Origin of the sequence: Proteus sp. G3927 (genome assembly GCF_963894685.1) — a bacterium.
Lineage (GTDB): Bacteria > Pseudomonadota > Gammaproteobacteria > Enterobacterales > Enterobacteriaceae > Proteus > Proteus mirabilis.
In genome coordinates this window covers 20,786-42,335 of record NZ_CAWQGX010000012.1, presented here as the reverse complement: position 1 = coordinate 42,335, position 21,550 = coordinate 20,786, and the positions used below count along the sequence as shown (strand labels likewise).

General features: G+C 40.1%; 15 protein-coding genes. 11 read left to right on the top strand and 4 right to left on the bottom strand.

Translation table 11 applies throughout. From position 1 onward, the window contains the following. The first annotated feature begins 9 nt into the window (after nt 1-9). The 3 genes from AACV00_RS04405 (at nt 10) to AACV00_RS04395 (ending at nt 3,043) form a co-directional block, all read left to right on the top strand. Entirely contained in the window at nt 10-1,755 is a 1,746-nt protein-coding gene (locus AACV00_RS04405) for an acetyl/propionyl/methylcrotonyl-CoA carboxylase subunit alpha (protein WP_036908428.1), read from the top strand. 159 nt (nt 1,756-1,914) lie between these two features. Next, nucleotides 1,915-2,712 carry a sulfite exporter TauE/SafE family protein gene (locus AACV00_RS04400; protein WP_036894122.1) on the top strand — a complete coding sequence of 266 codons (798 nt, stop codon included), beginning with the start codon at nt 1,915-1,917 and terminating at the stop codon, nt 2,710-2,712. 100 nt (nt 2,713-2,812) lie between these two features. Then, nucleotides 2,813-3,043 (top strand): hypothetical protein, encoded by a 231-nt coding sequence (locus tag AACV00_RS04395; protein ID WP_004245434.1) that lies wholly within the window; start codon nt 2,813-2,815, stop codon nt 3,041-3,043. A 31-nt stretch (nt 3,044-3,074) separates the two neighbouring features. On the opposite strand, the gene AACV00_RS04390 is transcribed toward AACV00_RS04395, so the two are convergent. Then, nucleotides 3,075-3,515, bottom strand: coding sequence for a PACE efflux transporter (locus AACV00_RS04390; protein ID WP_004245432.1), 441 nt, complete (start codon nt 3,513-3,515; stop codon nt 3,075-3,077). A gap of 110 nt (nt 3,516-3,625) precedes the next feature. Between AACV00_RS04390 and AACV00_RS04385 the strand changes: the two genes are divergently transcribed. Then, on the top strand, nt 3,626-4,528 hold the full coding sequence (locus AACV00_RS04385) for a LysR family transcriptional regulator (RefSeq protein WP_004245431.1): 903 nt from the start codon (nt 3,626-3,628) through the stop codon (nt 4,526-4,528). Here the strand turns inward: AACV00_RS04385 and narL are convergent. Both narL and narX read right to left on the bottom strand, forming a co-directional pair. Next, nucleotides 4,525-5,178: a two-component system response regulator NarL gene (gene narL, locus AACV00_RS04380; RefSeq protein WP_369744359.1), complete on the bottom strand. Its 654-nt coding sequence runs from the start codon at nt 5,176-5,178 to the stop codon at nt 4,525-4,527. The genes AACV00_RS04385 and narL overlap by 4 nt on opposite strands. A 1-nt stretch (nt 5,179) precedes the next feature. Continuing rightward, on the bottom strand, nt 5,180-7,009 hold the full coding sequence (gene narX, locus AACV00_RS04375; RefSeq protein WP_004248859.1) for a nitrate/nitrite two-component system sensor histidine kinase NarX: 1,830 nt from the start codon (nt 7,007-7,009) through the stop codon (nt 5,180-5,182). 294 nt (nt 7,010-7,303) lie between these two features. Here narX and AACV00_RS04370 point away from each other — a divergent pair, with 294 nt between their 5' ends. From AACV00_RS04370 to AACV00_RS04345, 6 genes are all read left to right on the top strand, one after another. Then, complete coding sequence (locus AACV00_RS04370) at nt 7,304-8,695, top strand: NarK family nitrate/nitrite MFS transporter (RefSeq protein ID WP_161679864.1); 1,392 nt, start codon at nt 7,304-7,306, stop codon at nt 8,693-8,695. A gap of 55 nt (nt 8,696-8,750) precedes the next feature. Then, nucleotides 8,751-12,512, top strand: a complete 3,762-nt coding sequence (locus AACV00_RS04365; protein ID WP_004248860.1) for a nitrate reductase subunit alpha — start codon at nt 8,751-8,753, stop codon at nt 12,510-12,512. After that, nucleotides 12,512-14,065, top strand: coding sequence for a nitrate reductase subunit beta (gene narH, locus AACV00_RS04360; RefSeq protein ID WP_004245426.1), 1,554 nt, complete (start codon nt 12,512-12,514; stop codon nt 14,063-14,065). The genes AACV00_RS04365 and narH overlap by 1 nt, the downstream gene beginning before the upstream one ends. Next, nucleotides 14,065-14,790 carry a nitrate reductase molybdenum cofactor assembly chaperone gene (narJ, locus tag AACV00_RS04355; protein WP_012368809.1) on the top strand — a complete coding sequence of 242 codons (726 nt, stop codon included), beginning with the start codon at nt 14,065-14,067 and terminating at the stop codon, nt 14,788-14,790. The genes narH and narJ overlap by 1 nt, the downstream gene beginning before the upstream one ends. Next, nucleotides 14,787-15,464 (top strand): respiratory nitrate reductase subunit gamma, encoded by a 678-nt coding sequence (narI, locus tag AACV00_RS04350; protein WP_004245424.1) that lies wholly within the window; start codon nt 14,787-14,789, stop codon nt 15,462-15,464. The genes narJ and narI overlap by 4 nt, the downstream gene beginning before the upstream one ends. A 407-nt stretch (nt 15,465-15,871) precedes the next feature. After that, nucleotides 15,872-17,065, top strand: a complete 1,194-nt coding sequence (locus tag AACV00_RS04345) for a lactate oxidase (RefSeq protein WP_020945115.1) — start codon at nt 15,872-15,874, stop codon at nt 17,063-17,065. A 76-nt stretch (nt 17,066-17,141) separates the two neighbouring features. On the opposite strand, the gene eptB is transcribed toward AACV00_RS04345, so the two are convergent. Continuing rightward, nucleotides 17,142-18,833 (bottom strand): kdo(2)-lipid A phosphoethanolamine 7''-transferase, encoded by a 1,692-nt coding sequence (gene eptB, locus AACV00_RS04340; RefSeq protein WP_046335124.1) that lies wholly within the window; start codon nt 18,831-18,833, stop codon nt 17,142-17,144. 540 nt (nt 18,834-19,373) lie between these two features. On the opposite strand from eptB, the gene fdhF reads away from it, so the two are divergent. Next, on the top strand, nt 19,374-21,518 hold the full coding sequence (gene fdhF / locus AACV00_RS04335) for a formate dehydrogenase subunit alpha (RefSeq protein ID WP_080544259.1): 2,145 nt from the start codon (nt 19,374-19,376) through the stop codon (nt 21,516-21,518). Nucleotides 21,519-21,550: the final 32 nt, after the last annotated feature.

The following is a 21,550-nucleotide window of genomic DNA, read 5'->3' as shown; positions in this document are numbered from 1 at the left end:
ATGCCACTCATGATAACAACTAACCAAAAGCAACGAGTGAAGCATCGAGTGTTGATTGCTAACAGAGGTGAAATCGCAGTTCGTATTATTCGTGCTTGTCAGGATTATGGTGCAACGTCCATTGCTATTTATGCAGATGATGATATAGATGCATTACATGTGCGTCTTGCAGATGAAGCCTATGGTTTAAAGGGTAACTCACCGAAAGAAAGTTATTTAGCGATAGATAAAATCATTGAAATTGCCCATAAAAGCAAAGCCACCATGATCCACCCTGGTTATGGCTTCCTTTCTGAGCGAGCTGATTTCGCTAAAGCGGTACAGCAAGCGGGACTCCTTTGGATTGGCCCAGATCCACAGACTATCGAAGTATTAGGGGATAAAGTTCAAGCGCGTAAAATTGCACAATCCGTAGGTGCACCATTGGTGAATGGTACTGCTGATCCGGTTAGTGATGCTAAAGAGGTTCTGGATTTTGCGAAACAGTATGGCTTGCCTATCGCCATTAAAGCGGCATTTGGTGGTGGTGGACGAGGCCTAAAAATTGCCCATCATATGGCAGAAATTGAAGAGCTTTACCATTCAGCGGTAAGAGAAGCAGTAACCGCATTTGGTCGTGGTGAATGCTATGTTGAGCAATTTCTTGATAAGCCTCGCCATATTGAGGCACAAATTATTGCTGATAAATTAGGCCATGTCGTGGTAGTTGGTACACGAGATTGTTCATTACAGCGCCGTAATCAAAAACTTATTGAAGAGGCCCCTGCCCCTTATTTAACTGATGAACAACGGCAACGTATTCATCAATCAGCAAAAGACATTTGTGCTAAAGCAGGTTATATCGGTGCGGGGACGGTAGAATTCTTATTGAGTGCGAACGGGACAATCTCTTTCCTTGAAGTGAATACACGTCTACAAGTAGAGCATCCGGTGACTGAAGAAACAGCCGGTATTGATTTAGTGATTGAACAATTGCGTATTGCTGAGGGATTACCGTTAAGTATTAATGAAACCCCTGAGCCTCGTGGTCATAGTTTTGAGTTTAGGATCAATGCAGAAGATCCGGCAAAAGGTTTTTTACCCACCCCCGGTTTAATTAGCCAATTTAGTCAACCGGCTGGGCCGGGCGTTCGTGTTGATAGTGGTGTGGCGGAAAATGACCAAGTATCACGTCAATTTGATTCAATGATGGCAAAACTTATTGTAACAGGGGCAAGTCGTGAACAAGCCATTGCGAGAGCGCGACGAGCTTTAGCTGAATTTAACATCGCAGGCGTAGCCAGTGTATTACCTTTTCATCGCGAAATGATGGAACATCCTGATTTTATTGATAACTTCAGTGTTCATACTCGTTGGATTGAAAGCGATTTTCAAGCAAAAAACAGTCATTTTCCTCGTAGTATACCAGCAGAAAATGGACCATTAGTACGTACCTTTATTGAAATAGATGGTCGTCGTCATCAATTAGCGCTACCCGCACAATTACTTTCACTCTCGGCCGTTATACCCACGGCTATTAGCGAGCACAAAGAGTGTCAGGTGCGGGAAAATGCGGTCACTGCACCGATTTCAGGGATATTACATAGTTGGTTATTATCCGATGGTGATAAAGTCAATCAAGGGGATGTTATCGCCATTATGGAGGCGATGAAAATGGAAGTACAGGTGGTTGCTACCTGTCATGGTGTATTGCAGCAAAAGGCGAAAGCCGGTGACTATTTTTCAGCAGACAGTCTATTAGCTGAGATTAACTAGCTGAGTTATCAAACAATTATCGAGTAAGCCTCTTAGCAATAAGAGGCTTTTTTATAATAACTGTCTTTATATTCTTATTTGTTATATCTAATTCCTTTTGGTTATAAGTTATTTTGCTTATAATCGAAACTGAATATGTTTTCTACAAAAGGAAATTAGATGCTGCTGGTCACTCAACTCCTTATTGGTTCTGCTATAGGTTTAGTTATCACCACAACGGGAGTTGGGGGTGGTGTTATCTTATTACCTGTGCTTATCTATTTATTTGGAATGAATGCATTAGCAGCAGTGGCGACCGCTAATTTATTATCGATGTTAATGAAAATTTCCTCTTCTTATATTCATTTTCGTTTAGGAAATATTCCATTAAAACCAGCATTATTGATTTTAGGGATCATGTTTCCGGCCACATTTTTAGCCAGCTATGGGGTAACCTGGTTGGGATCACAACCTCAATATTATCAGCAAGTTGAATTAGGCATTAATATCCTGATGATTGTGGCGATTATCTTTTCAATGTTCCTTTTTTTACAACGAATATTCAAAAAATCTACATCATCACATCCGTTATCATCATTGGCACCTAGCTCATCAATTCCTCTGAGTTCTCTTTTTGTTCCCGGTATGAGTGCCGGATTTGTCTTAGGGGCGACGGGGGTTGGTGGGGGATTGGTTGTCTTACCTGTGCTTATGCGTTTTGCACAAATGAATATTAAGGAAGCGATCGGTAGTTCTATATTTATTACTACAATCTTGTCAGGTGGCTCTGCTATTGCTTATAGTGCTGGTGGCTATACCGATGTGCATACGGCCATCATTCTTTGTTTAGGATCACTTATTTCGATTCCTTTAGCGCGCTATTTACTGGTGTATTTATCTGAGCGCTTTTTTCAATATTTAACTCTGTTATTTATTCTGATCAGCATCATTATGATGAGTTGGAAACTAATAAATTAATTTAATGTAATATCGAATAAGTCAATTTTTAATGGATAATGATTAGTTAGACTAATTTTCATCATTGAATTTAGCAGGATAATGAAAAATAAGGGTATATATGAACATTAAAGTCGGCGATGAGTTTTTGGTTTATATGGCATTGGGTGAAGAGAGCTATATGAAGGAATATTATCGTGTGTTGGAGTTAGATAGCGCATTATCACAAGTGACCGGTAAATTGCTAAGAAGGACGACGGCAGATGATAAAAATATTGGGTTAGGGCGTTGTGAATTAGAAGGTGGGATTGAACAATTTGCGTTAGAAGATATTTATCCAATAGAGAAGTGATCGAAATAACGATCACTTCTACATCACTTTATTAAGCAACAGGTACATCTTCGGGTAATGCTGATTTTGGTAAGCCAAAAATTTTGTCAAATACCCAGTTATAGACAAATGTATAGCAAGGGATGATGATAATAAGTGCAAAATCCATCACCAGTGCTTGCCATAATGAAACCCCTAGCCACCAAGCTATCAGCGGAATAAGGTAAACCACCAACGTAAGCTGAAAACCTACCGCATGAGCAAGACGGCGTCTAAAGGTGCGAATTCTCGACTTTTGTCGACTCTCCCAAAATTCAAATAAACAGTTATAAATAAAATTCCAACTTACCGCGATAGTGGTAATAATGAGTGCGAGTGGCCCCGTAACAGCGGTTGAACTATCGGCTAAAAGCGCCAGTCCTACCGATGAGATAACCCAACCAAATACTTCATAAGCGGTAACATAGACAATTTTTCGCTTAATACCTTGCATGATACTCTCTTTTTTTGTGGATCAGTGTGGTTAAGCATCGTAAGATAAATCAGTAATAGTGACAGAAAAAGTTAGCTAATATCAATTTAACTGAAACATCAGGAGTGAACATGCAGTTCTCAAGTGAACATATCGCGATATTTTTAGCCGTTATGGATAAAGGCTCTTTTTCTGCGGCTGCGCGTTCATTAAAACGTGTTCCTTCTGCGGTCAGTATGGCGATTGCTAATATGGAGGCTGAATTAGGTTATGCGCTGTTTGAGCGTTCATCAAGAGAGCCACGGCCAACAGAAAAAGCTAAAGCACTTGAACCTCACGCCAGAATGATTGCTGAGCAATTAAAGCTATTACAGGTTCATGCACAAGAGCTTTCAATGGATCTGGAAAGTATATTAAATATTGGCGTCGCGGCAGATATTAATCCCGATTATTTATTACCGGCATTATCTGAGTTAACACAGCGTTACCCCTTACTAAAAGTGAATGTAGTAACCGCGGCACAAGATGACATTATTGAGATGCTGCACGCACGTAAAATCCAATTATGTCTCGTGTATGGTGGGTTATACGTCAATGGCGATGAACAATTTCAATATTTGGGCTCTGAGTCATTAGTTGCCACAATTTCGGCAAGTCATATTGCACTTGCTCACCCTGCAGGGGTATTTATTGAAGATTTAGTGAATGTAAGACAGATAATGATAGCCAGCCATACTCAAGAGATAAGAGATGTACGCTCTTTAGTGGCGACTAATTACTGGCAAACAGATAACTTTCAAATGGCATTAGGTATGGTTGAAGCGGGGATGGGCTGGGGGAATTTACCTTATTCGCTGATTTATACGCAGTTACAAAAGGGAAAACTAAAACAACTGCAATTTAAAAATACTAAAAATGAATTGCGCTTACCGGTACATGCAATGTGGTTAAAAGGCGAGTCACTACAAAAAGGGGCAAAGGAATTGGTGGAGTTAATGAATATTCACCAACCCATTGTGCCCAATTTTGATTAATCCACACGTTGTTGATGAACCCAAACCGCGACTTCAACACGAGATTTTAATTTCATCTTTTTGAGTAGATGTTTGACATGTACTTTAACCGTACTTTCAGTAATATCGAGTTTACGTGCGATCATCTTATTGGATAGCCCTTGTGCTATCAGCTTTAAAATATCACGCTCTCGTGGGGTGAGTTGGTCGATATCCCGCTCACCTTCAGAACGATCTTCTCGCAGTGACTGCGCTAAAATGGGGGTTAATGTTGGGCTAACCACCATTTTCCCTGCGGCTGCTTGCTTTAAAGCGGCTAATAGCTCTTCTGGCTCCATGTCTTTTAAGAGATAGCCATCCGCTCCTCGTTTTAAGGCGGTGATCAGATCATCACTGTAGTTTGATACACTAAACACAACGATCCGCCCAGAGAGCGATCGTAATCGCAATTGATCGAGTGTTTCAAAACCATTCATACCCGGCATATTGAGATCGAGTAGGATTAAATCAGGATCTAATTCTTCAGCTAATTTTACCCCTTGAATACCATCGCCAGCTTCACCAACGACGGTTAATGTTGTATCAAGACTTAAAAGTTGTTTCACACCATTGCGTAACATCGGGTGATCATCAATTAATAAAATAGTCGCTTTGTCTGCGACTGCTCCCATATTATTCATTATGATTTGCTCCCTTTTCGATAGGATCTTTATGGGTAGTGATTAACGGAAATGTGACAAATACTTGCGTTCCACCTTCTTTGCGAACCCTTATACTATAAGAGCCATTCAGACTATTCGCGCGTTCACGCATAATAATCAGTCCGTAGTGATTTATCTTTTCGGGATTAGGCGTAATACCTTCACCATTATCATTAATTTGCAGTTCAACGATGCCATTATTAAGTGTTAATGCGACTTCAGCCCAGTTTGCATTCGCATGTTGCAGAATATTATTTAATGCTTCACGGACAATTTGCACCACATGAATACTTTGATGTGAATTAACACATTTTGCAGGTAACTGATAATCAAAATGGATAGCAAACCCTAAACGTTGATTAAATTCATTTATTGTATTTTCTAATGCGGCTAATAAGCCAGGTTCTGTCAATTTCAAGCGAAATGTGGTCAGTAATTCTCTTAACTGACGATAAGCCACATTTAGCTCTTCTCGCATCTCTTTTAGTAGTTTTTGACAGTTATCTGGCAAGGTTTCCGATTGCATTTGTAGATAACTGACCTGCATTTTTAAACATGATAGCGATTGAGCAATCGAATCATGTAATTCACGTGCAATCGCTGAACGCTCATCCATTAATAATAGCTGTTGTTGCTGTTCATTTTGTTGCTCCATGGCAAGCATTGCGGAAATTTGCTTAGTCAATAAGAGCATTAAATTATTCTGTTCGTCAGTAAGTACACTATTTTCCGGTAACTGCATTACGAATAAACCGTAGCGGTGGATCTGATCGGTCAATTCCCAATGTAATAAGCGATTATTTAACGGTGTAGTGATGCTGGCATCTTCATTGCAACGCTCACAGTCTGGCGTTGGACAATATTCAGGGCGTGAGGAAGGGGCTAAGCTTATCTCATTAAATAATGTATGTTGATTATCTTCATATAGACGGATCTGCAAATAGCTATCAGGAATAATATGCTGTAGCTCTGCAAGGATCTGCCTTAAGCGAGCGCAAAGTGGCGCTTGGGAATGCAGTTGTTGACTTGAGTGATAAAGATAAGAGAGAACCTTATTTTTCTGTTGTAAATCATGGGTCTTTTCAATGACTCGTTGTTCTAATTCACTGTAGAGCGTCGATAGCTCTTCTGACATGGTGTTAAGTGCAATTCCTAGTGTGGCAATTTCATCATGGTGAGGACGAGGCCGAAAACGAGTTGAAAAATCACCATGTCCAATAGAATTAGCCATGGACATCAATTGTTGCCAAGGCAGTAATAAACGACGACGAAAATGCCAAACAGAACCAAACAGCAGTAATAAGGTAAGAGCGGTAAAGATAAGTTGAGTATAAGCGACTAGGCGGATTTTTTGTTCAGTAAGTTGGTCAATACTTGATACTAATGTATCGAGTTGAGAAACAAAAAAGATAACTTCTTGTTTCGCATCATTAGGCTGTTTGGCTGCTGACAAAGTTGGTTTTAATGTCTCTTTCCAGTAATGAGTCAGTTGTACATATTGTGATTGCAGTGATGAGGTGCTTAATACTTGACGTAACTCTTTACTATCTAAATCATTTTCTAATTCTTGTAGATAGTCACGGTGCTTATCATCAAGGGGTAAGGCTGAGAGTAAACGATAGCTTTGCATGCGCAGTGAGCCGGATTTATTAATGGCGTGGGCGTTGCCTTGTACGCTTAAAATAATGTGATTAGAAATAGCCATACCTACCACACCAAATAGTGTGAAAAGCAACATTAAAATAGCGATTTGATTAATAATTGAAAAGCGATAATGCCATTGAATGTTGTGCATTTTCATGATGTATTCCCAGTTTGATCTGGTCTATCTTGCCTTAAAAAACCGCTAAATAACATATACTCCAAAGGGAGTACCTCTAAATATCTAAGTATTGTAATGTGTTTAATAAAGAGTAAGTGATTTTACCTAATTTATTGATTTACATTTAAAATAGTCACGTAACCCTATTAATACTTAGGTATAAAACATAGATTTAGATGAAAAATCAAACAAAATCTTGCTTGATGCAGATCATGACTCGTAAACCCATCTCACCGTAAAAAGAAGCCAATTTAACCGTTAACCGAGGTTGTTATGGCACTTTCTCAACATCCAGAAAAAATGAGAAAAGGGGTGATCGAAAATTGGCATCCTGAAGATAAAGCTTTTTGGGAAAAAACTGGTCAAAAAATCGCATCGCGTAATTTATGGATTTCTGTTCCTTGTCTACTGCTATCCTTCTGCGTCTGGATGCTATTTAGTGCAGTCGCTGTCAATTTAAATAAGGTTGGCTTTAATTTTACCACTGATCAGCTCTTTATGCTGACTGCTCTACCCTCTGTTTCAGGTGCGCTACTACGTGTCCCTTACTCTTTTGTTATTCCTATTTTTGGTGGTCGTCGTTGGACGGCTATTAGTACGGTATTTCTGATTATTCCTTGTCTCTGGCTAGGGTTTGCCGTGCAAGATCTCACAACATCTTATTCCACTTTTATCGTTATCTCTCTGCTGTGTGGTTTTGCTGGTGCAAACTTCGCATCGAGTATGGCAAATATCAGCTTCTTTTTTCCTAAAGCACACCAAGGCGGTGCATTAGGATTAAATGGCGGACTGGGTAACTTAGGTGTCAGCGTGATGCAATTAATCGCGCCTTTGGTTGTCAGTGTGGGCGTTTTTGCTATGTTTAGTGGCCCCGGTGTCGTTCAACCTGATGGCTCACGTTTATGGCTAGAGAATGCGGCGTGGATTTGGGTACCTTTCTTGCTTATCTTTACCTTTGCGGCTTGGTTTGGCATGAATGATCTGGCTGCTAATAAAGCTTCTTTAAGTCAACAGCTACCTGTTTTAAGACGTGGTCATCTTTGGTTACTCAGTATCCTCTATCTGTGCTCTTTTGGTTCTTTTATCGGCTTTTCTGCCGGGTTTGCAATGTTATCGAAAACCCAGTTCCCCGATATTGTCATTTTACATTATGCCTTCTTTGGTCCTTTACTTGGAGCATTAGCTCGCCCTGTGGGAGGTGCGCTATCTGATAAATTTGGTGGCATTAAAGTGACGCTTATCAACTTTATCATTATGGCTATTTTCTCAGTGCTCCTGTTCTTAACCCTACCGGAAAATGGTGCTGGTGGATCGTTTATTGCTTTCTATGGCGTGTTTATGGTGCTGTTTTTAACTGCAGGGCTAGGCAGTGGTTCAACATTCCAAATGATTGCCGTGGTATTTAGAAAAATCACCATTGATCGCATGAAGGCACAAGGGGCTTCAGATGAAGCTGCGCAAAAAGAAGCCGTAACAGAAAGTGCAGCTGCATTGGGTTTTATCTCTGCAATCGGTGCGATTGGTGGCTTCTTTATTCCTAAAGCCTTTGGTACATCCCTTGCTATGACGGGTTCACCTGCTGGGGCAATGAAAATCTTCGTTCTGTTCTATATCGCCTGCGTTCTGATCACTTGGTTGGTTTATGGACGTAAACACAATAAATAATAATGACGAATTATACGCAATGTGAGCGCGCTAATGCGCATTGGGAGAGTATCTGATGAGTAAATTTCTCGATAGATTCCGCTATTTTAAACAGCTTGGTGATACGTTTTCACAAGATCACGGGCAAGAGTTAAATGTTAATCGCGACTGGGAAAATAGTTATCGTAGCCGTTGGCAGCATGACAAAATCGTGCGTTCTACACATGGTGTTAACTGCACCGGATCATGTAGCTGGAAAATTTATGTCAAAAACGGCTTAGTAACATGGGAAACCCAGCAAACAGACTATCCACGAACTCGTCCTGATCTGCCTGATCATGAACCCCGTGGTTGTCCCCGTGGTGCGAGCTATTCATGGTATTTATATAGCGCTAACCGCGTTAAATACCCAATGGTGCGTAAACGTCTGATCAAATTATGGCGTGAAGCCAAAGCGCAACACGCTGATCCAGTTGATGCATGGGCATCGATTGTTAATGCTCCCGAAAAAACGAAAAGTTATAAACAAGCACGTGGTCGTGGTGGTTTTGTTCGCTCTTCATGGTCTGAAGTGAATGAAATTATTGCTGCCTCTAACGTCTATACCGCTAAAACTTTTGGCCCAGATCGTATTATTGGTTTCTCACCTATTCCGGCAATGTCAATGGTGTCTTACGCCGCCGGTGCCCGCTATTTATCTCTTATTGGTGGTGCTTGCTTAAGTTTTTACGATTGGTATTGTGATTTACCACCTGCCTCACCAATGACTTGGGGGGAGCAAACAGATGTGCCAGAGTCAGCTGACTGGTATAACTCTTCTTATCTGATTGCATGGGGTTCAAACGTACCTCAAACCCGTACGCCAGATGCTCACTTTTTTACCGAAGTTCGTTATAAAGGCACCAAAACGGTAGCAGTAACACCTGATTATGCTGAAATTGCTAAACTGTGTGACCAGTGGTTAAACCCAAAACAAGGTACAGATAGCGCCATGGCAATGGCGATGGGACACGTTATTCTTAACGAATTCCACGTTAAACGCCAAACTGAATACTTTAGTAACTATGTGCGCACTTACACTGACATGCCAATGTTAGTGATGTTAGATAAGCATGACTCTGGCAAGTTAGTTGCGGGTCGCATGCTACGTGCCGCTGATTTAGTGAATAATCTCGATCAGGAGAAAAATCCAGAATGGAAAACCATTGCTATTGATGAGAAAACACAGCAATTGGTCGCTCCTCAAGGTTCAATGGGTTTTCGTTGGGAAGGCGCTGCCAAATGGAATCTAGAGCCTAAAGACGGTAAGAGTGGTGAAGAAGTCACTTTACAATTGGGTCTTTTAGAAAACCATGATGATGTGGTTGACGTTGCATTTCCTTACTTTGGTGGCATCAAGAGTGAATACTTTGAAGGTGTTGCCCTGGATGATGTTCTCGTTCATAAACTGCCAGCAAAACGCATTACTCTTGCCAATGGCGAAGAAAAATATGTCACTACCGTTTATGACTTATTACTGGCTAACTATGGTGTCGATCGTGGTTTAAATGATGAAAACTGTGCGACAAACTATGATGAGATCAAAGCCTATTCACCCGCATGGGCTGAACAAGTAACAGGGGTTAGCCGTCAAGATATTATCCGCATTGCACGTGAATTTGCTGATAATGCAGAAAAAACACATGGTCGTTCAATGGTGATTGTCGGTGCGGGCATTAACCATTGGTATCACATGGATATGACCTACCGTGGCATTATCAATATGCTGATCTTCTGTGGTTGTATTGGCCAAAGTGGTGGTGGATGGGCTCACTATGTGGGACAAGAAAAACTGCGTCCACAAACAGGTTGGTTGCCATTAGCTTTTGGTCTGGATTGGCAGCGTCCACCTCGTCATATGAATAGCACGTCATTTTTCTATAATCATTCAAGTCAATGGCGCTATGAAACGGTATCACCGACAGAATTACTATCACCTTTAGCAGATAAATCACGCTTTAGCGGTAGCTTAATTGATATGAATGTGCGTTCGGAGCGTATGGGGTGGTTACCATCAGCACCGCAATTAAACGTTAACCCATTATCTATTACCAAAAAAGCTCAACAAGCTGGCGTCAGTGCAACGGATTATACCGTTAATGCTCTGAAATCAGGTGAGATCCGTTTTGCATCAGAGCAACCGGATAATCCGCAAAACTTCCCTCGTAACTTATTTATCTGGCGTTCTAATTTATTGGGATCTGCAGGTAAAGGGCATGAATATTTACTGAAATATCTATTAGGGACGGAAAATGGATTACAAGGTAAAGATTTAGGTGAACAAGGCCAAGTTAAGCCACAAGAAGTAGAATGGCAAGATAAAGGCGGTGAGGGTAAGGTCGATTTAGTGGTGACTTTAGACTTTCGTATGTCAAGTACCTGTCTGTTCTCCGATATCGTGTTACCAACCGCCACATGGTATGAAAAAGATGATATGAATACCTCGGATATGCATCCATTTATTCATCCATTAACCGCCGCGGTAGATCCCGCTTGGGAGTCTAAAACCGATTGGGAAATTTATAAAGGTATTGCTAAAACCTTCTCTAAATTGTGTGTCGGTCATTTAGGGGTTGAAACCGATTTAGTGACACAGCCAATACAACATGACTCCGCAGCTGAAATGGCACAACCATTTGATGTCAAAGATTGGAAAAAAGGTGAATGTGACCTTATCCCGGGGAAAACTGCACCGCATCTTATTCCTGTGGAGCGTGATTATCCAAACACCTATGCTCGTTTTACCTCACTTGGGCCGTTAATGGATAAATTAGGTAATGGCGGTAAAGGGATCGGTTGGAATACACAGACAGAAGTTGATTTCCTGAAAAAACTTAATCGCGTTCGTCATGAGGGTGTGGCAAAAGGGCGCCCGGCGATTGAAACCGCAATTGATGCAGCCGAAGTTATCCTCTCTTTAGCACCTGAAACGAATGGTCAAGTGGCGGTAAAAGCGTGGGATGCACTAAGTAAAGTGACAGGACGCGATCACACTCATTTAGCTAAAGTAAAAGAAGATGAGAAAATTCGTTTCCGCGATATCGTTGCTCAACCTCGTAAGATCATTTCAAGTCCTACATGGTCTGGTCTGGAAGATGAGCATGTCTCTTATAACGCTTGTTATACCAATGTTCACGAGATGATCCCTTGGCGTACTTTAAGTGGCCGTCAGCAGTTATATCAAGATCATGAGTGGATGCGTGCTTATGGCGAAAGTTTAGTGGTTTATCGTCCACCTATTGATACTAAGGCAATCGAAGCCGTGAAAGGTAAAAAACCGAACGGCTTCCCAGAAAAAGCGCTGAACTTCCTGACGCCTCACCAAAAATGGGGTATTCACTCAACGTATAGCGATAACTTACTGATGTTAACCCTCGGTCGTGGTGGCCCTGTGGTTTGGCTGAGTGAAGATGATGCTAAAGAGATGGGTATTAGTGATAACGATTGGGTTGAAGCATACAACAGTAATGGTGCGTTAACCGCAAGAGCGATTGTGAGCCAACGTATTCCTGATGGCATGATTTATATGTATCACGCACAAGAGCGCCAAATAAACCTACCAGGCTCTGAAATAACTGGAATGCGTGGCGGTATTCATAATTCCGTGACGCGTGTTTGCCCTAAACCGACCCATATGATTGGTGGATACGCTCAGTTGGCTTATAGCTTTAATTACTATGGAACTGTGGGCTCTAACCGCGATGAATTTGTTGTGGTACGTAAGATGAAACAGATTGATTGGCTTGATGGTGAAGGCGATGCTTATCAACAAACCCTGAATGGACAGGAGAAGGCATAATGAAAATTCGTTCACAAGTCGGTATGGTACTGAACCTCGACAAATGTATCGGTTGCCATACCTGTTCAGTAACCTGTAAAAATGTTTGGACCAGTCGTGAAGGTGTGGAATACGCTTGGTTTAATAATGTTGAAACTAAACCGGGTACAGGGTATCCCCAAAATTGGGAAGATCAAGAGAAGTGGAAAGGCGGCTGGATCAAAAATATTAAAGGTAAGTTAGTACCAAGAATGGGTAACCGTGTTGGGCTATTATCAAAGATTTTTGCCAACCCAGATGTGCCAGCATTAGATGATTATTATGAGCCATTTGATTATGACTATGAGCATTTAAAAAATGCACCAGAAGGCTCATTACCCACCGCACGTCCTCGTTCGTTGATAACCGGTCAGCGTATGACCAAGATCGAAAAAGGCCCAAACTGGGAAGATGATTTAGGGGGCGAATTTAGCAAACGTGCTGCGGATAAAAACTTCGCCAATATGCAAAAAGAGATGTATGGGCAGTTTGAAAATACATTTATGATGTATTTACCTCGTTTATGTGAACACTGCTTAAATCCTGCTTGTGTCGCGACCTGTCCAAGTGGTGCGATTTATAAACGTGCTGAGGATGGTATTGTGCTTATCGATCAAGATAAGTGTCGTGGTTGGCGCATGTGTTTAACAGGGTGTCCATACAAAAAAATCTACTTTAACTGGAAAAGCGGTAAGTCAGAAAAATGTATTTTCTGTTATCCGCGCATCGAATCAGGTCAACCAACTCTATGCTCAGAAACCTGTGTTGGACGTATTCGTTATCTTGGTGTGATGCTGTATGACGCAGATAAAATTTCACAAGCCGCCAGTGCTGATAATGAAAAAGACTTATACCAAAGTCAATTAGATATCTTTTTAGATCCCTTCGATCCTGAAGTTATTAAAGCTGCAGAAGAGCAAGGTATTCCATTAAGTGTGATTGATGCAGCCCAACGTTCGCCGGTTTATAAAATGGCGGTGGATTGGAAGCTAGCATTACCACTACACCCTGAATATCGTACTTTACCCATGGTGTGGTATGTGCCACCTCTGTCACCTATTCAATCTGCGGCTGATGCAGGAGTGTTGCCACATACGGGAGTATTACCGGATGTAGAAAGTTTACGTATTCCTGTCCAATATTTGGCTAATTTGCTGACCGCAGGCGATACAGCGCCAGTGTTATTAGCATTAAAAAGAATGTTGGCAATGCGCCATTATAAACGCGCAGAAACGGTAGAAGGTAAAACCGATTTGACAGCATTAGAGCAAGTGGGATTAACCGAAGCACAGGCACAAGAGATGTATCGCTATTTGGCGATTGCCAATTATGAAGATCGCTTTGTTATTCCTTCTAGCCATCGTGAGTTAGCAAGAGAAGCTTTTCCTGAGCGTAACGGCTGTGGTTTTAGTTTTGGTGATGGTTGTCATGGCAGCGAGAGTAAATTTAATCTGTTTAATAGCCATCGTATTGATGCCATCGATATCACTTCCAAAACCCCTCAAGATGAGCGCCGTTCTGAGGAGAAAATATGATGATCTCTTTGAAAGTTATTTCTCTGTTATTGGATTATCCCAGCGAAGATCTCTGGGAACATCGTAATGAGATCATTGATGCATTGCAGGAAGCTGACGAGCTTCCTGTCACGCAAGTCGCAAAATTAATGGCGTTTATTCGTGAACTCACGCAGCAAGATCTGCTGGATGCACAAGCGAATTACAGTGAGATTTTTGATCGAGGTAGAGCGAGATCGCTATTGTTATTTGAACATGTACATGGTGAATCGCGTGATCGTGGTCAGGCAATGGTTGATCTGCTTAATCAGTATCAACAAGCAGGGATCACTTTAAGTAGTCGTGAATTGCCTGATTACTTACCTACTTATCTTGAGTATTTAACGCTATTGCCTACCGATGAAAGTATTGAAGGGCTTAATAATATTGCCCCTATTTTGGCATTGCTGAGTGAGCGTTTAAAACAGCGAGGCAGTGATTATCACGCTCTTTTTGATGTATTGCTTTGTCTCTCACAAAGTGAGTTAGACGCTTCACAACTGGCGGCTCAAGTAGAAAAAGAGCCTGTAGATGATACGCCGGCTGCATTAGATGCCGTATGGGAAGAAGAGCAAGTGACGTTTCTAGGTGAAAGTGCGCAATGTGGTAGTAACAATATTAGCCAGCATCAGCGACGTTTTGCGCAAGAAACGCCTGTTCAATATCTCAACGTCGGTAATTCGCTGGATATGGGAGCACAAAAATGAATTACGTTAATATGTTGTTTTTTGATATCTACCCCTATATTGCTGGTGCTGTTTTTCTTATCGGTAGTTGGTTACGTTATGATTATGGTCAATATACATGGCGTGCAGGCTCCAGTCAGATGTTAGACAAGAAAAACATGCGACTTGCTTCGAACTTATTCCATATTGGTATTATCGGCATTTTTGCAGGCCATTTTCTGGGGATGTTAACGCCACACTGGATGTATCAATCTTTTCTACCAATTGAATATAAACAAATTATGGCGATGGTTGGTGGTGGTACTTGTGGTGTATTAATGCTGATTGGCGGCATTATGCTGTTAAAACGTCGTTTGACGAATGCACGAGTAAGAGCAACATCGTCATTTGGTGACATCATGATCTTAACCTTGCTGGTTGTCCAAGTTGCACTCGGCTTACTGACTATCCCATTCTCTGCACAGCATATGGATGGTAGTGAGATGATGAAGCTGGTGGCATGGGCGCAAGCTATTGTGACATTCCATGGCGGTGCTTCGGCAAATCTTGAAGGTGTTGCACTTATTTTTAAATTGCACATATTCCTAGGTATGACGATTTTTTTATTGTTCCCATTCTGCCGTTTAGTTCATATTTGGAGCGTGCCAATTGAGTATCTAACGCGCCGTTACCAAATTGTTCGTAATCGACACTAAAGGTATTTTTCTCCTGAGTTGATTTGAGACTTTTAATTGCGCTTATCTCACCCCCGCCCGCGGGGGTTTTTTTTAACTTAAACAAATTTTTTGAATGCTTAAAGCAATAATCTTTAGATACATTATTTCCATAGTCAGCTTATACTCGCTTTTAACGACATCAAGATTATTTTTTAAAACGTCATTATGTTATTTAAATATCATTATATTTAAATAATTATATATATTTTCCTTAATGACCTAATTTTTATTAAGTTACATTTGATTTATTTAATTATTATATATTAAAAAATCAGAACGATTATTTTAAGTTTCTATAAAAATAGAGTTTATATTTATTCTTATAATCTGAGTGTTTTTTCTTAAACTATAAATATAATCCATTAATTCCTACATAGGGGGAGATAATGAAACATACATTGTTAAAAACGACCGCAATTGCTATGGCATTAAGTGTGGGAGTTGTACAAGCAGCTGAATATAAAGCAAGTACCGCAGAAGGTCCAATCAAAATAGTTAATTTAAAAGCCATGGAAGCACAGGTAGAAGCAAATATGGATAAAGGTGCTTTCGGTTATATTCGTGGCGGGGCTGAGGATGAAAATAATTTAAGAGCAAATACTCGAGCATTTGATAAAAAATATATTATGCCCCGTTCATTACAAGGTATTGAGTTTTCAGATATTAATCTAAAAACAGAATTTTTAGGTATTAAATTAGATACGCCTATTATTCAGGCACCGATGGCAGCACAAGGGCTTGCTCATCAACAAGGCGAAGTTGCCACAGCAAAAGGTATGGCGAAAGCGGGTTCTATTTTCTCATTAAGTACTTATGGTAATAAAACTATTAAAGAAGTTGCGCAAGCACAACCGGGTTATCCGTTCTTTTTTCAGCTATATATGAGTAAAAACGACGCGTTTAATCAGTATATTTTATCGCAAGCAAAACAGTATGGCGCGAAAGGCATTATTATGACTATCGACTCCTCTGTTGGTGGTTATCGTGAAGACGATGTCAAAAACAACTTTCAATTTCCGTTAGGTTTTGCCAATTTGGAAGCATTCGCCAAAATCAGTGATGATAAATCAAAAACAGGTAAAGGTTCAGGTATTAGTGAAATCTATGCTCAAGCTAAACAAGCATTTACTCCTGCTGATATTCAATATGTGAAAAAGATGTCAGGTTTACCAGTCATTGTGAAAGGTATTGAATCACCTGAAGATGCCGATACTGCAATTAAAGCGGGTGCTGATGCGATTTGGGTGTCTAATCATGGTGGTCGTCAGTTAGATAGTGCACCAGCAACCATTGATGTATTGCCAGCTATTGCTAAAGTCGTGAACAAACGTGTTCCTATCGTTTTCGATAGTGGTGTTCGTCGTGGCTCACATGTCTTTAAAGCGTTAGCGAGTGGTGCAGATGTTGTTGCTGTGGGGCGTCCAATTCTTTATGGATTAAATTTAGGCGGTGCTGAAGGTGTTAATTCAGTTATCCAGCAATTAAATAAAGAGTTAAGAATTAATATGATGTTAGGTGGTGCAAGAAACGTCAAAGAAATTCAAGCAACGCACTTGTATACAGATGCTGACTTTAAATAAGCCATTATTTTAATCTCAGCGAGTAAAAACCCCATGCTTAATCTTAAGCATGGGGTTTTTATTGATTAGACACGAGTTACTGTGCTTCGCTAGCTATGTCACCAAAACAGAGATTATTTTGATTATTAATCCCCCCATCGGGTGATGAGTAACCTAGACAGCCTAATATCGAGTCAAAAATATTATGATGATAGAAAGTCCGGTTATTATCTTGATTTCGTTTGAGATTATCAAATAACTGTTTATTTTCAGGCTCAGCTAAATAGCTATCTGACATCCACACTAAGAAAGGCACTTTAAATTGTTCTGGTGGTGCAATTTCTTTTGGTGTTCCGTGTAAGCCACCTTTTTCTGAAATTGACTCGCCGTGATCTGAGGTATAAAACACAATGGCTTTTTTATCACGCAAGGTATTAAGTACACCATCAATAAAGTAATCAGTATAAAGAATAGAGTTATCATAAGCATTGACTAGCTGCTCTTTGGTGCACTCATCGTCAACGTTTAAGCATTCAGGTTGGTATTTTTTAAATGCGTTTGGGTAACGTTGCGAGTACATAAAGTGTGAACCTTTAGTGTGTAAAATCACTAAGTGGTTACCTTTAGAATAGTGAGCAACGGAATCTGCGACTTCGTTAATAAGCAAAGTATCATCTAATTCTTTGCCAAAATTACTATTTTTGGCGGTCATCATCTCTTTCATGGCATAGTTATCTAAATCAAGCTTATTGTAAAACCAAAGCTCACTTTGCATTGAAAAGAGTTCTGATGTCATTCCTAGCTGATGTAATACTGAGAAAATATTGTTCTCTTTTAACGTTCGCTGATCGTTATTTTCTGTACCATTTTCACGCACAAACATACATTTTAGCGAAAGTTTTGTTGCTGTATCGCAAGAGATACCTTTCAGAGCAATCAGATTTTTTTCTTGGCTTAATAGGGGATTGGTTTGTCTTTCATAACCGAATAGCCCCATATGATCCCACCTTGCTGTCTCGCCAATAATAAAGACCACATAGACATCTTCATTGGCTTTTGACGGTATATAGGTAAAGTTATCCGCGGGATCAAAGATATTCTGGCTATTAAAGTGATCGTCGTACTGTGTTATCGCATATTGAAATAAAGGAATAATCCAGTTGGTCGGTAAATAGGCGTAACTTAAACCACCACTGTAGCTTGGTAAATCTAAGTTATTCTTGATTTCATAGGCTTTTTGTTTCGAATCTAAGGTTTTTAGATAGGCAAATACCGCAAGAGCAATTACGAGCATTTTGACCGTATTTTTGATCCAGATTTTTTTCTTTTGCTGCTTAGTTATATTTTTTTCTGGTTTCTTACATAACCAAGTTAGCGCTAGGGGTAAAATAGATAACCCAATAATCCAAATAATCACATTAGGGCTAATCAGCTCTTTTGATAAATCGATATCTGTGGTGAGCGTAGAAATAATAATGCCATAGCCAATAACTACATCAAAGAAAGAGATATAGTAACTAGCACAAACACTAATGAGCAGAATAAAAGAAGCGACTATTTTAAAAAATAGTGTGCCACAAAAAGAAATAAGTCGTAATAAGAAGAAAGTAAAGGCAATGTTTACTGCAACTTCACCCAGTATATATAAACTTTCAATGAGGGAGTTGTGAGAATTCTGTGTGCCATAACGGCCAATGTAAACGGAAAGATTAAGAAATAAACCAATATAGACAGCTAAAAAAAGAGAAACTTTTTCTTTTGAAAATCGTAAAAACTTTAATTTTTGCATGTTGAGCTATTATCAAATTTTTGGGGTGTAGAGGTCTTTAAGACCGCATTGTTGTTTTCAGGTTCAGTATTATGGGCTTTTTTTTTATTGTTTTTCACCTTTTTTCTTGCGAATAAATTGTTATTCAAAATATTAATTCTTAAAAATTTACCTAAATAAGAATATAGCAAGTTAAATTATCATATTGTCATCAAATAATGATGTGTTTAGTTGTTAAATAAAAATAACTAATTGTATTTATTGAAAAATAATAATTTTATTGATGAGGGGAATACATAGAGAAAATCGTGTTAATTAGACCGATTAATCTTTGCTATTACTGCTTGCTCATCGTCGACAGAAAAATCGTCATTAGTGTCGATAATTGTTTCCTTTTTGTCTCTTACTCATCTTATTACTGATAACTGTCTGTTATTTTTCTTTGTTTTTCATCTAATTATAAAATATTTAAAATAATGGCTTATTTGGCACAGTCTCTGCATAGATAAAGGAGAGAATCGGGTATTAACCTGAAAGTTGATGAACACAGGAGCAATGTTGATGAAAAAAGTCATCACGGTCTGTCCGTATTGCGCCTCAGGATGCAAAATCTACCTGAAGGTGGAAAACGGTAAAATCATTGGCGCTGAAGGAGCCAATGGTTTAACAAACCAAGGTGAGCTGTGTCTGAAAGGGTATTATGGATGGGATTTTATCCATGATACTAAGATACTGACTCCACGCCTTAAAACACCTATGATCCGCCGTGAAAGAGGTGGAAAATTAGAAGCGGTTTCTTGGGATGAAGCTATTGAGTTTGCGAGTAGCAAACTACTTGCTATCAAAGAGAAATATGGCGCTAAAGCTATTATGACAACCGGTTCATCACGAGGACCTGGTAATGAAGCTAACTTCGTTATGCAGAAATTTGCTCGTGCGGTTATCGGAAATAATAATATAGACTGCTGTGCTCGTGTCTGACACGGCCCTTCGGTTGCAGGTCTGCAGCGTTCGGTCGGTAATGGTGCTATGAGCAACTCAATCGTTGAGATTGAGGATACCAAATGTCTATTTGTCTTCGGTTATAATGCCGCAGACTCGCATCCTATTGTCGCTCGCCGTATTGTGAAGGCGAAAGAAAAGGGTGCCAAAATTATTGTATGTGATCCACGCTATATCGAAACAGCTCGCTTGGCTGATTTACACTTAGCATTGAAAAATGGTTCTAATATTGCACTGCTAAATGCTATTGCCAATGTGATCATAGAGGAAAAATTATACGATAAATCCTTTATTGAAAATCATACCGAGCAATTTGATGAGTATTGCCAATTAGTCGCAAGTTACACCCCTGAGTCGGTAGAAAAAACAACGGGGTTAAGTGCACAAATTATCCGTGAAGCAGCGCGTATGTATGCCAAAGCGGAAACGGCGACAATCTTGTGGGGAATGGGTGTAACACAGTTCTATCAAGGGGTTGAAACCGTTCGTTCACTCACTAGCTTAGCATTATTAACCGGTAATCTTGGTAAGAAATATGTTGGGGTTGGTCCTGTTCGTGGTCAAAATAACGTACAGGGTGCTTGCGATATGGGAGCACTACCTAATACGCTACCGGGCTATCAGTATGTTACTGATGCGAAAGCGCGTGAAAAATTTGCCAAAGCTTGGGGCATTGAATCGATGCCTGAAGAAGTAGGCTATGCGCTTAGTGAAGTCCCTCATAATATCGACCATGGTTTAATTAAAGCACACTATGTGATGGGGGAAGATCCACTACAAACTGAGCCAGATTTAGCCACTATTCGTAGAACCTTTGAAAAACTCGATTTACTGATAGTACAAGATATCTTTATGACCAAAACAGCATCGATTGCTGATGTTGTTTTCCCTGCCACATCATGGGGTGAACATGAAGGGGTGTACACATCAGCAGACCGTGGATTCCAGCGTTTCTATAAAGCGGTAGAGCCTGTTGGTGATGTTAAAACAGACTGGCAAATAATCAGCTTAATGGCAACAGCAATGGGTTATCCAATGCATTACAACAACACCAAAGAAATTTGGGATGAGTTGCGTGAGTTATGTCCGATTTATTATGGTGCAACTTACGAAAAAATGGCTGATTTGGCGTATATTCAATGGCCTTGCCCAACAGAAGATAGCCCTGGTACACAATATCTTTATGAAGGCGGTAAGTTCGATACCCCTAATGGTAAAGGTCAATTCTATACTTGTGAGTGGGCGCCACCTATTGATCAACTCTCTGATGAGTTCCCAATGGTATTGGCAACGGTTCGTGAAGTTGGACATTACTCTTGTCGTTCAATGACGGGTAACTGTAAAGCATTAGCTGCATTGGCTGATGAACCCGGTTATGTTCAATTAAACACTGAAGATGCCAAACAGTTAGGAATTAAAGATCAAGAGTTGGTTTGGATACGCTCTCGACAAGGTAAGGTTATTACTCGTGCTGCGGTCAGTGATAGACCAAATAAAGGTGCGGTATATATGACTTACCAATGGTGGATTGGGGCTTGTAACGAACTAGTTGCAGAAAACTTAAGTCCAATAACCAAAACACCTGAGTATAAATATTGTGCGGTTTGTGTTGAGTCAATTAAAGATCAAGCTCAAGCTGAGCACTATGTAAAAACAGAATATAACAATATTAAACGTCGTTTAAGAGAAGCCGCTGAAGGCTAACTTTGCTGATTAATATTTATTTTCTGTCCGAA

Excerpts from the sequence above, each read along its gene's own strand:
- AACV00_RS04390 (WP_004245432.1), bottom strand. The coding sequence starts at position 3,515 with ATGCAAGGTATTAAGCGAAAAATTGTCTATGTTACCGCTTATGAAGTA.
- AACV00_RS04370 (WP_161679864.1), top strand. The coding sequence starts at position 7,304 with ATGGCACTTTCTCAACATCCAGAAAAAATGAGAAAAGGGGTGATCGAA.
- narI (WP_004245424.1), top strand. The coding sequence starts at position 14,787 with ATGAATTACGTTAATATGTTGTTTTTTGATATCTACCCCTATATTGCT.
- narL (WP_369744359.1), bottom strand. The coding sequence starts at position 5,178 with ATGGGAGCAGTCGCAGACAAAGCGACTATTTTATTAATTGATGATCAC.
- AACV00_RS04405 (WP_036908428.1), top strand. The coding sequence starts at position 10 with ATGATAACAACTAACCAAAAGCAACGAGTGAAGCATCGAGTGTTGATT.
- narJ (WP_012368809.1), top strand. The coding sequence starts at position 14,065 with ATGATCTCTTTGAAAGTTATTTCTCTGTTATTGGATTATCCCAGCGAA.
- narH (WP_004245426.1), top strand. The coding sequence starts at position 12,512 with ATGAAAATTCGTTCACAAGTCGGTATGGTACTGAACCTCGACAAATGT.
- narX (WP_004248859.1), bottom strand. The coding sequence starts at position 7,009 with ATGAAAATGCACAACATTCAATGGCATTATCGCTTTTCAATTATTAAT.
- eptB (WP_046335124.1), bottom strand. The coding sequence starts at position 18,833 with ATGCAAAAATTAAAGTTTTTACGATTTTCAAAAGAAAAAGTTTCTCTT.
- AACV00_RS04395 (WP_004245434.1), top strand. The coding sequence starts at position 2,813 with ATGAACATTAAAGTCGGCGATGAGTTTTTGGTTTATATGGCATTGGGT.
- AACV00_RS04345 (WP_020945115.1), top strand. The coding sequence starts at position 15,872 with ATGAAACATACATTGTTAAAAACGACCGCAATTGCTATGGCATTAAGT.
- AACV00_RS04400 (WP_036894122.1), top strand. The coding sequence starts at position 1,915 with ATGCTGCTGGTCACTCAACTCCTTATTGGTTCTGCTATAGGTTTAGTT.
- AACV00_RS04385 (WP_004245431.1), top strand. The coding sequence starts at position 3,626 with ATGCAGTTCTCAAGTGAACATATCGCGATATTTTTAGCCGTTATGGAT.
- AACV00_RS04365 (WP_004248860.1), top strand. The coding sequence starts at position 8,751 with ATGAGTAAATTTCTCGATAGATTCCGCTATTTTAAACAGCTTGGTGAT.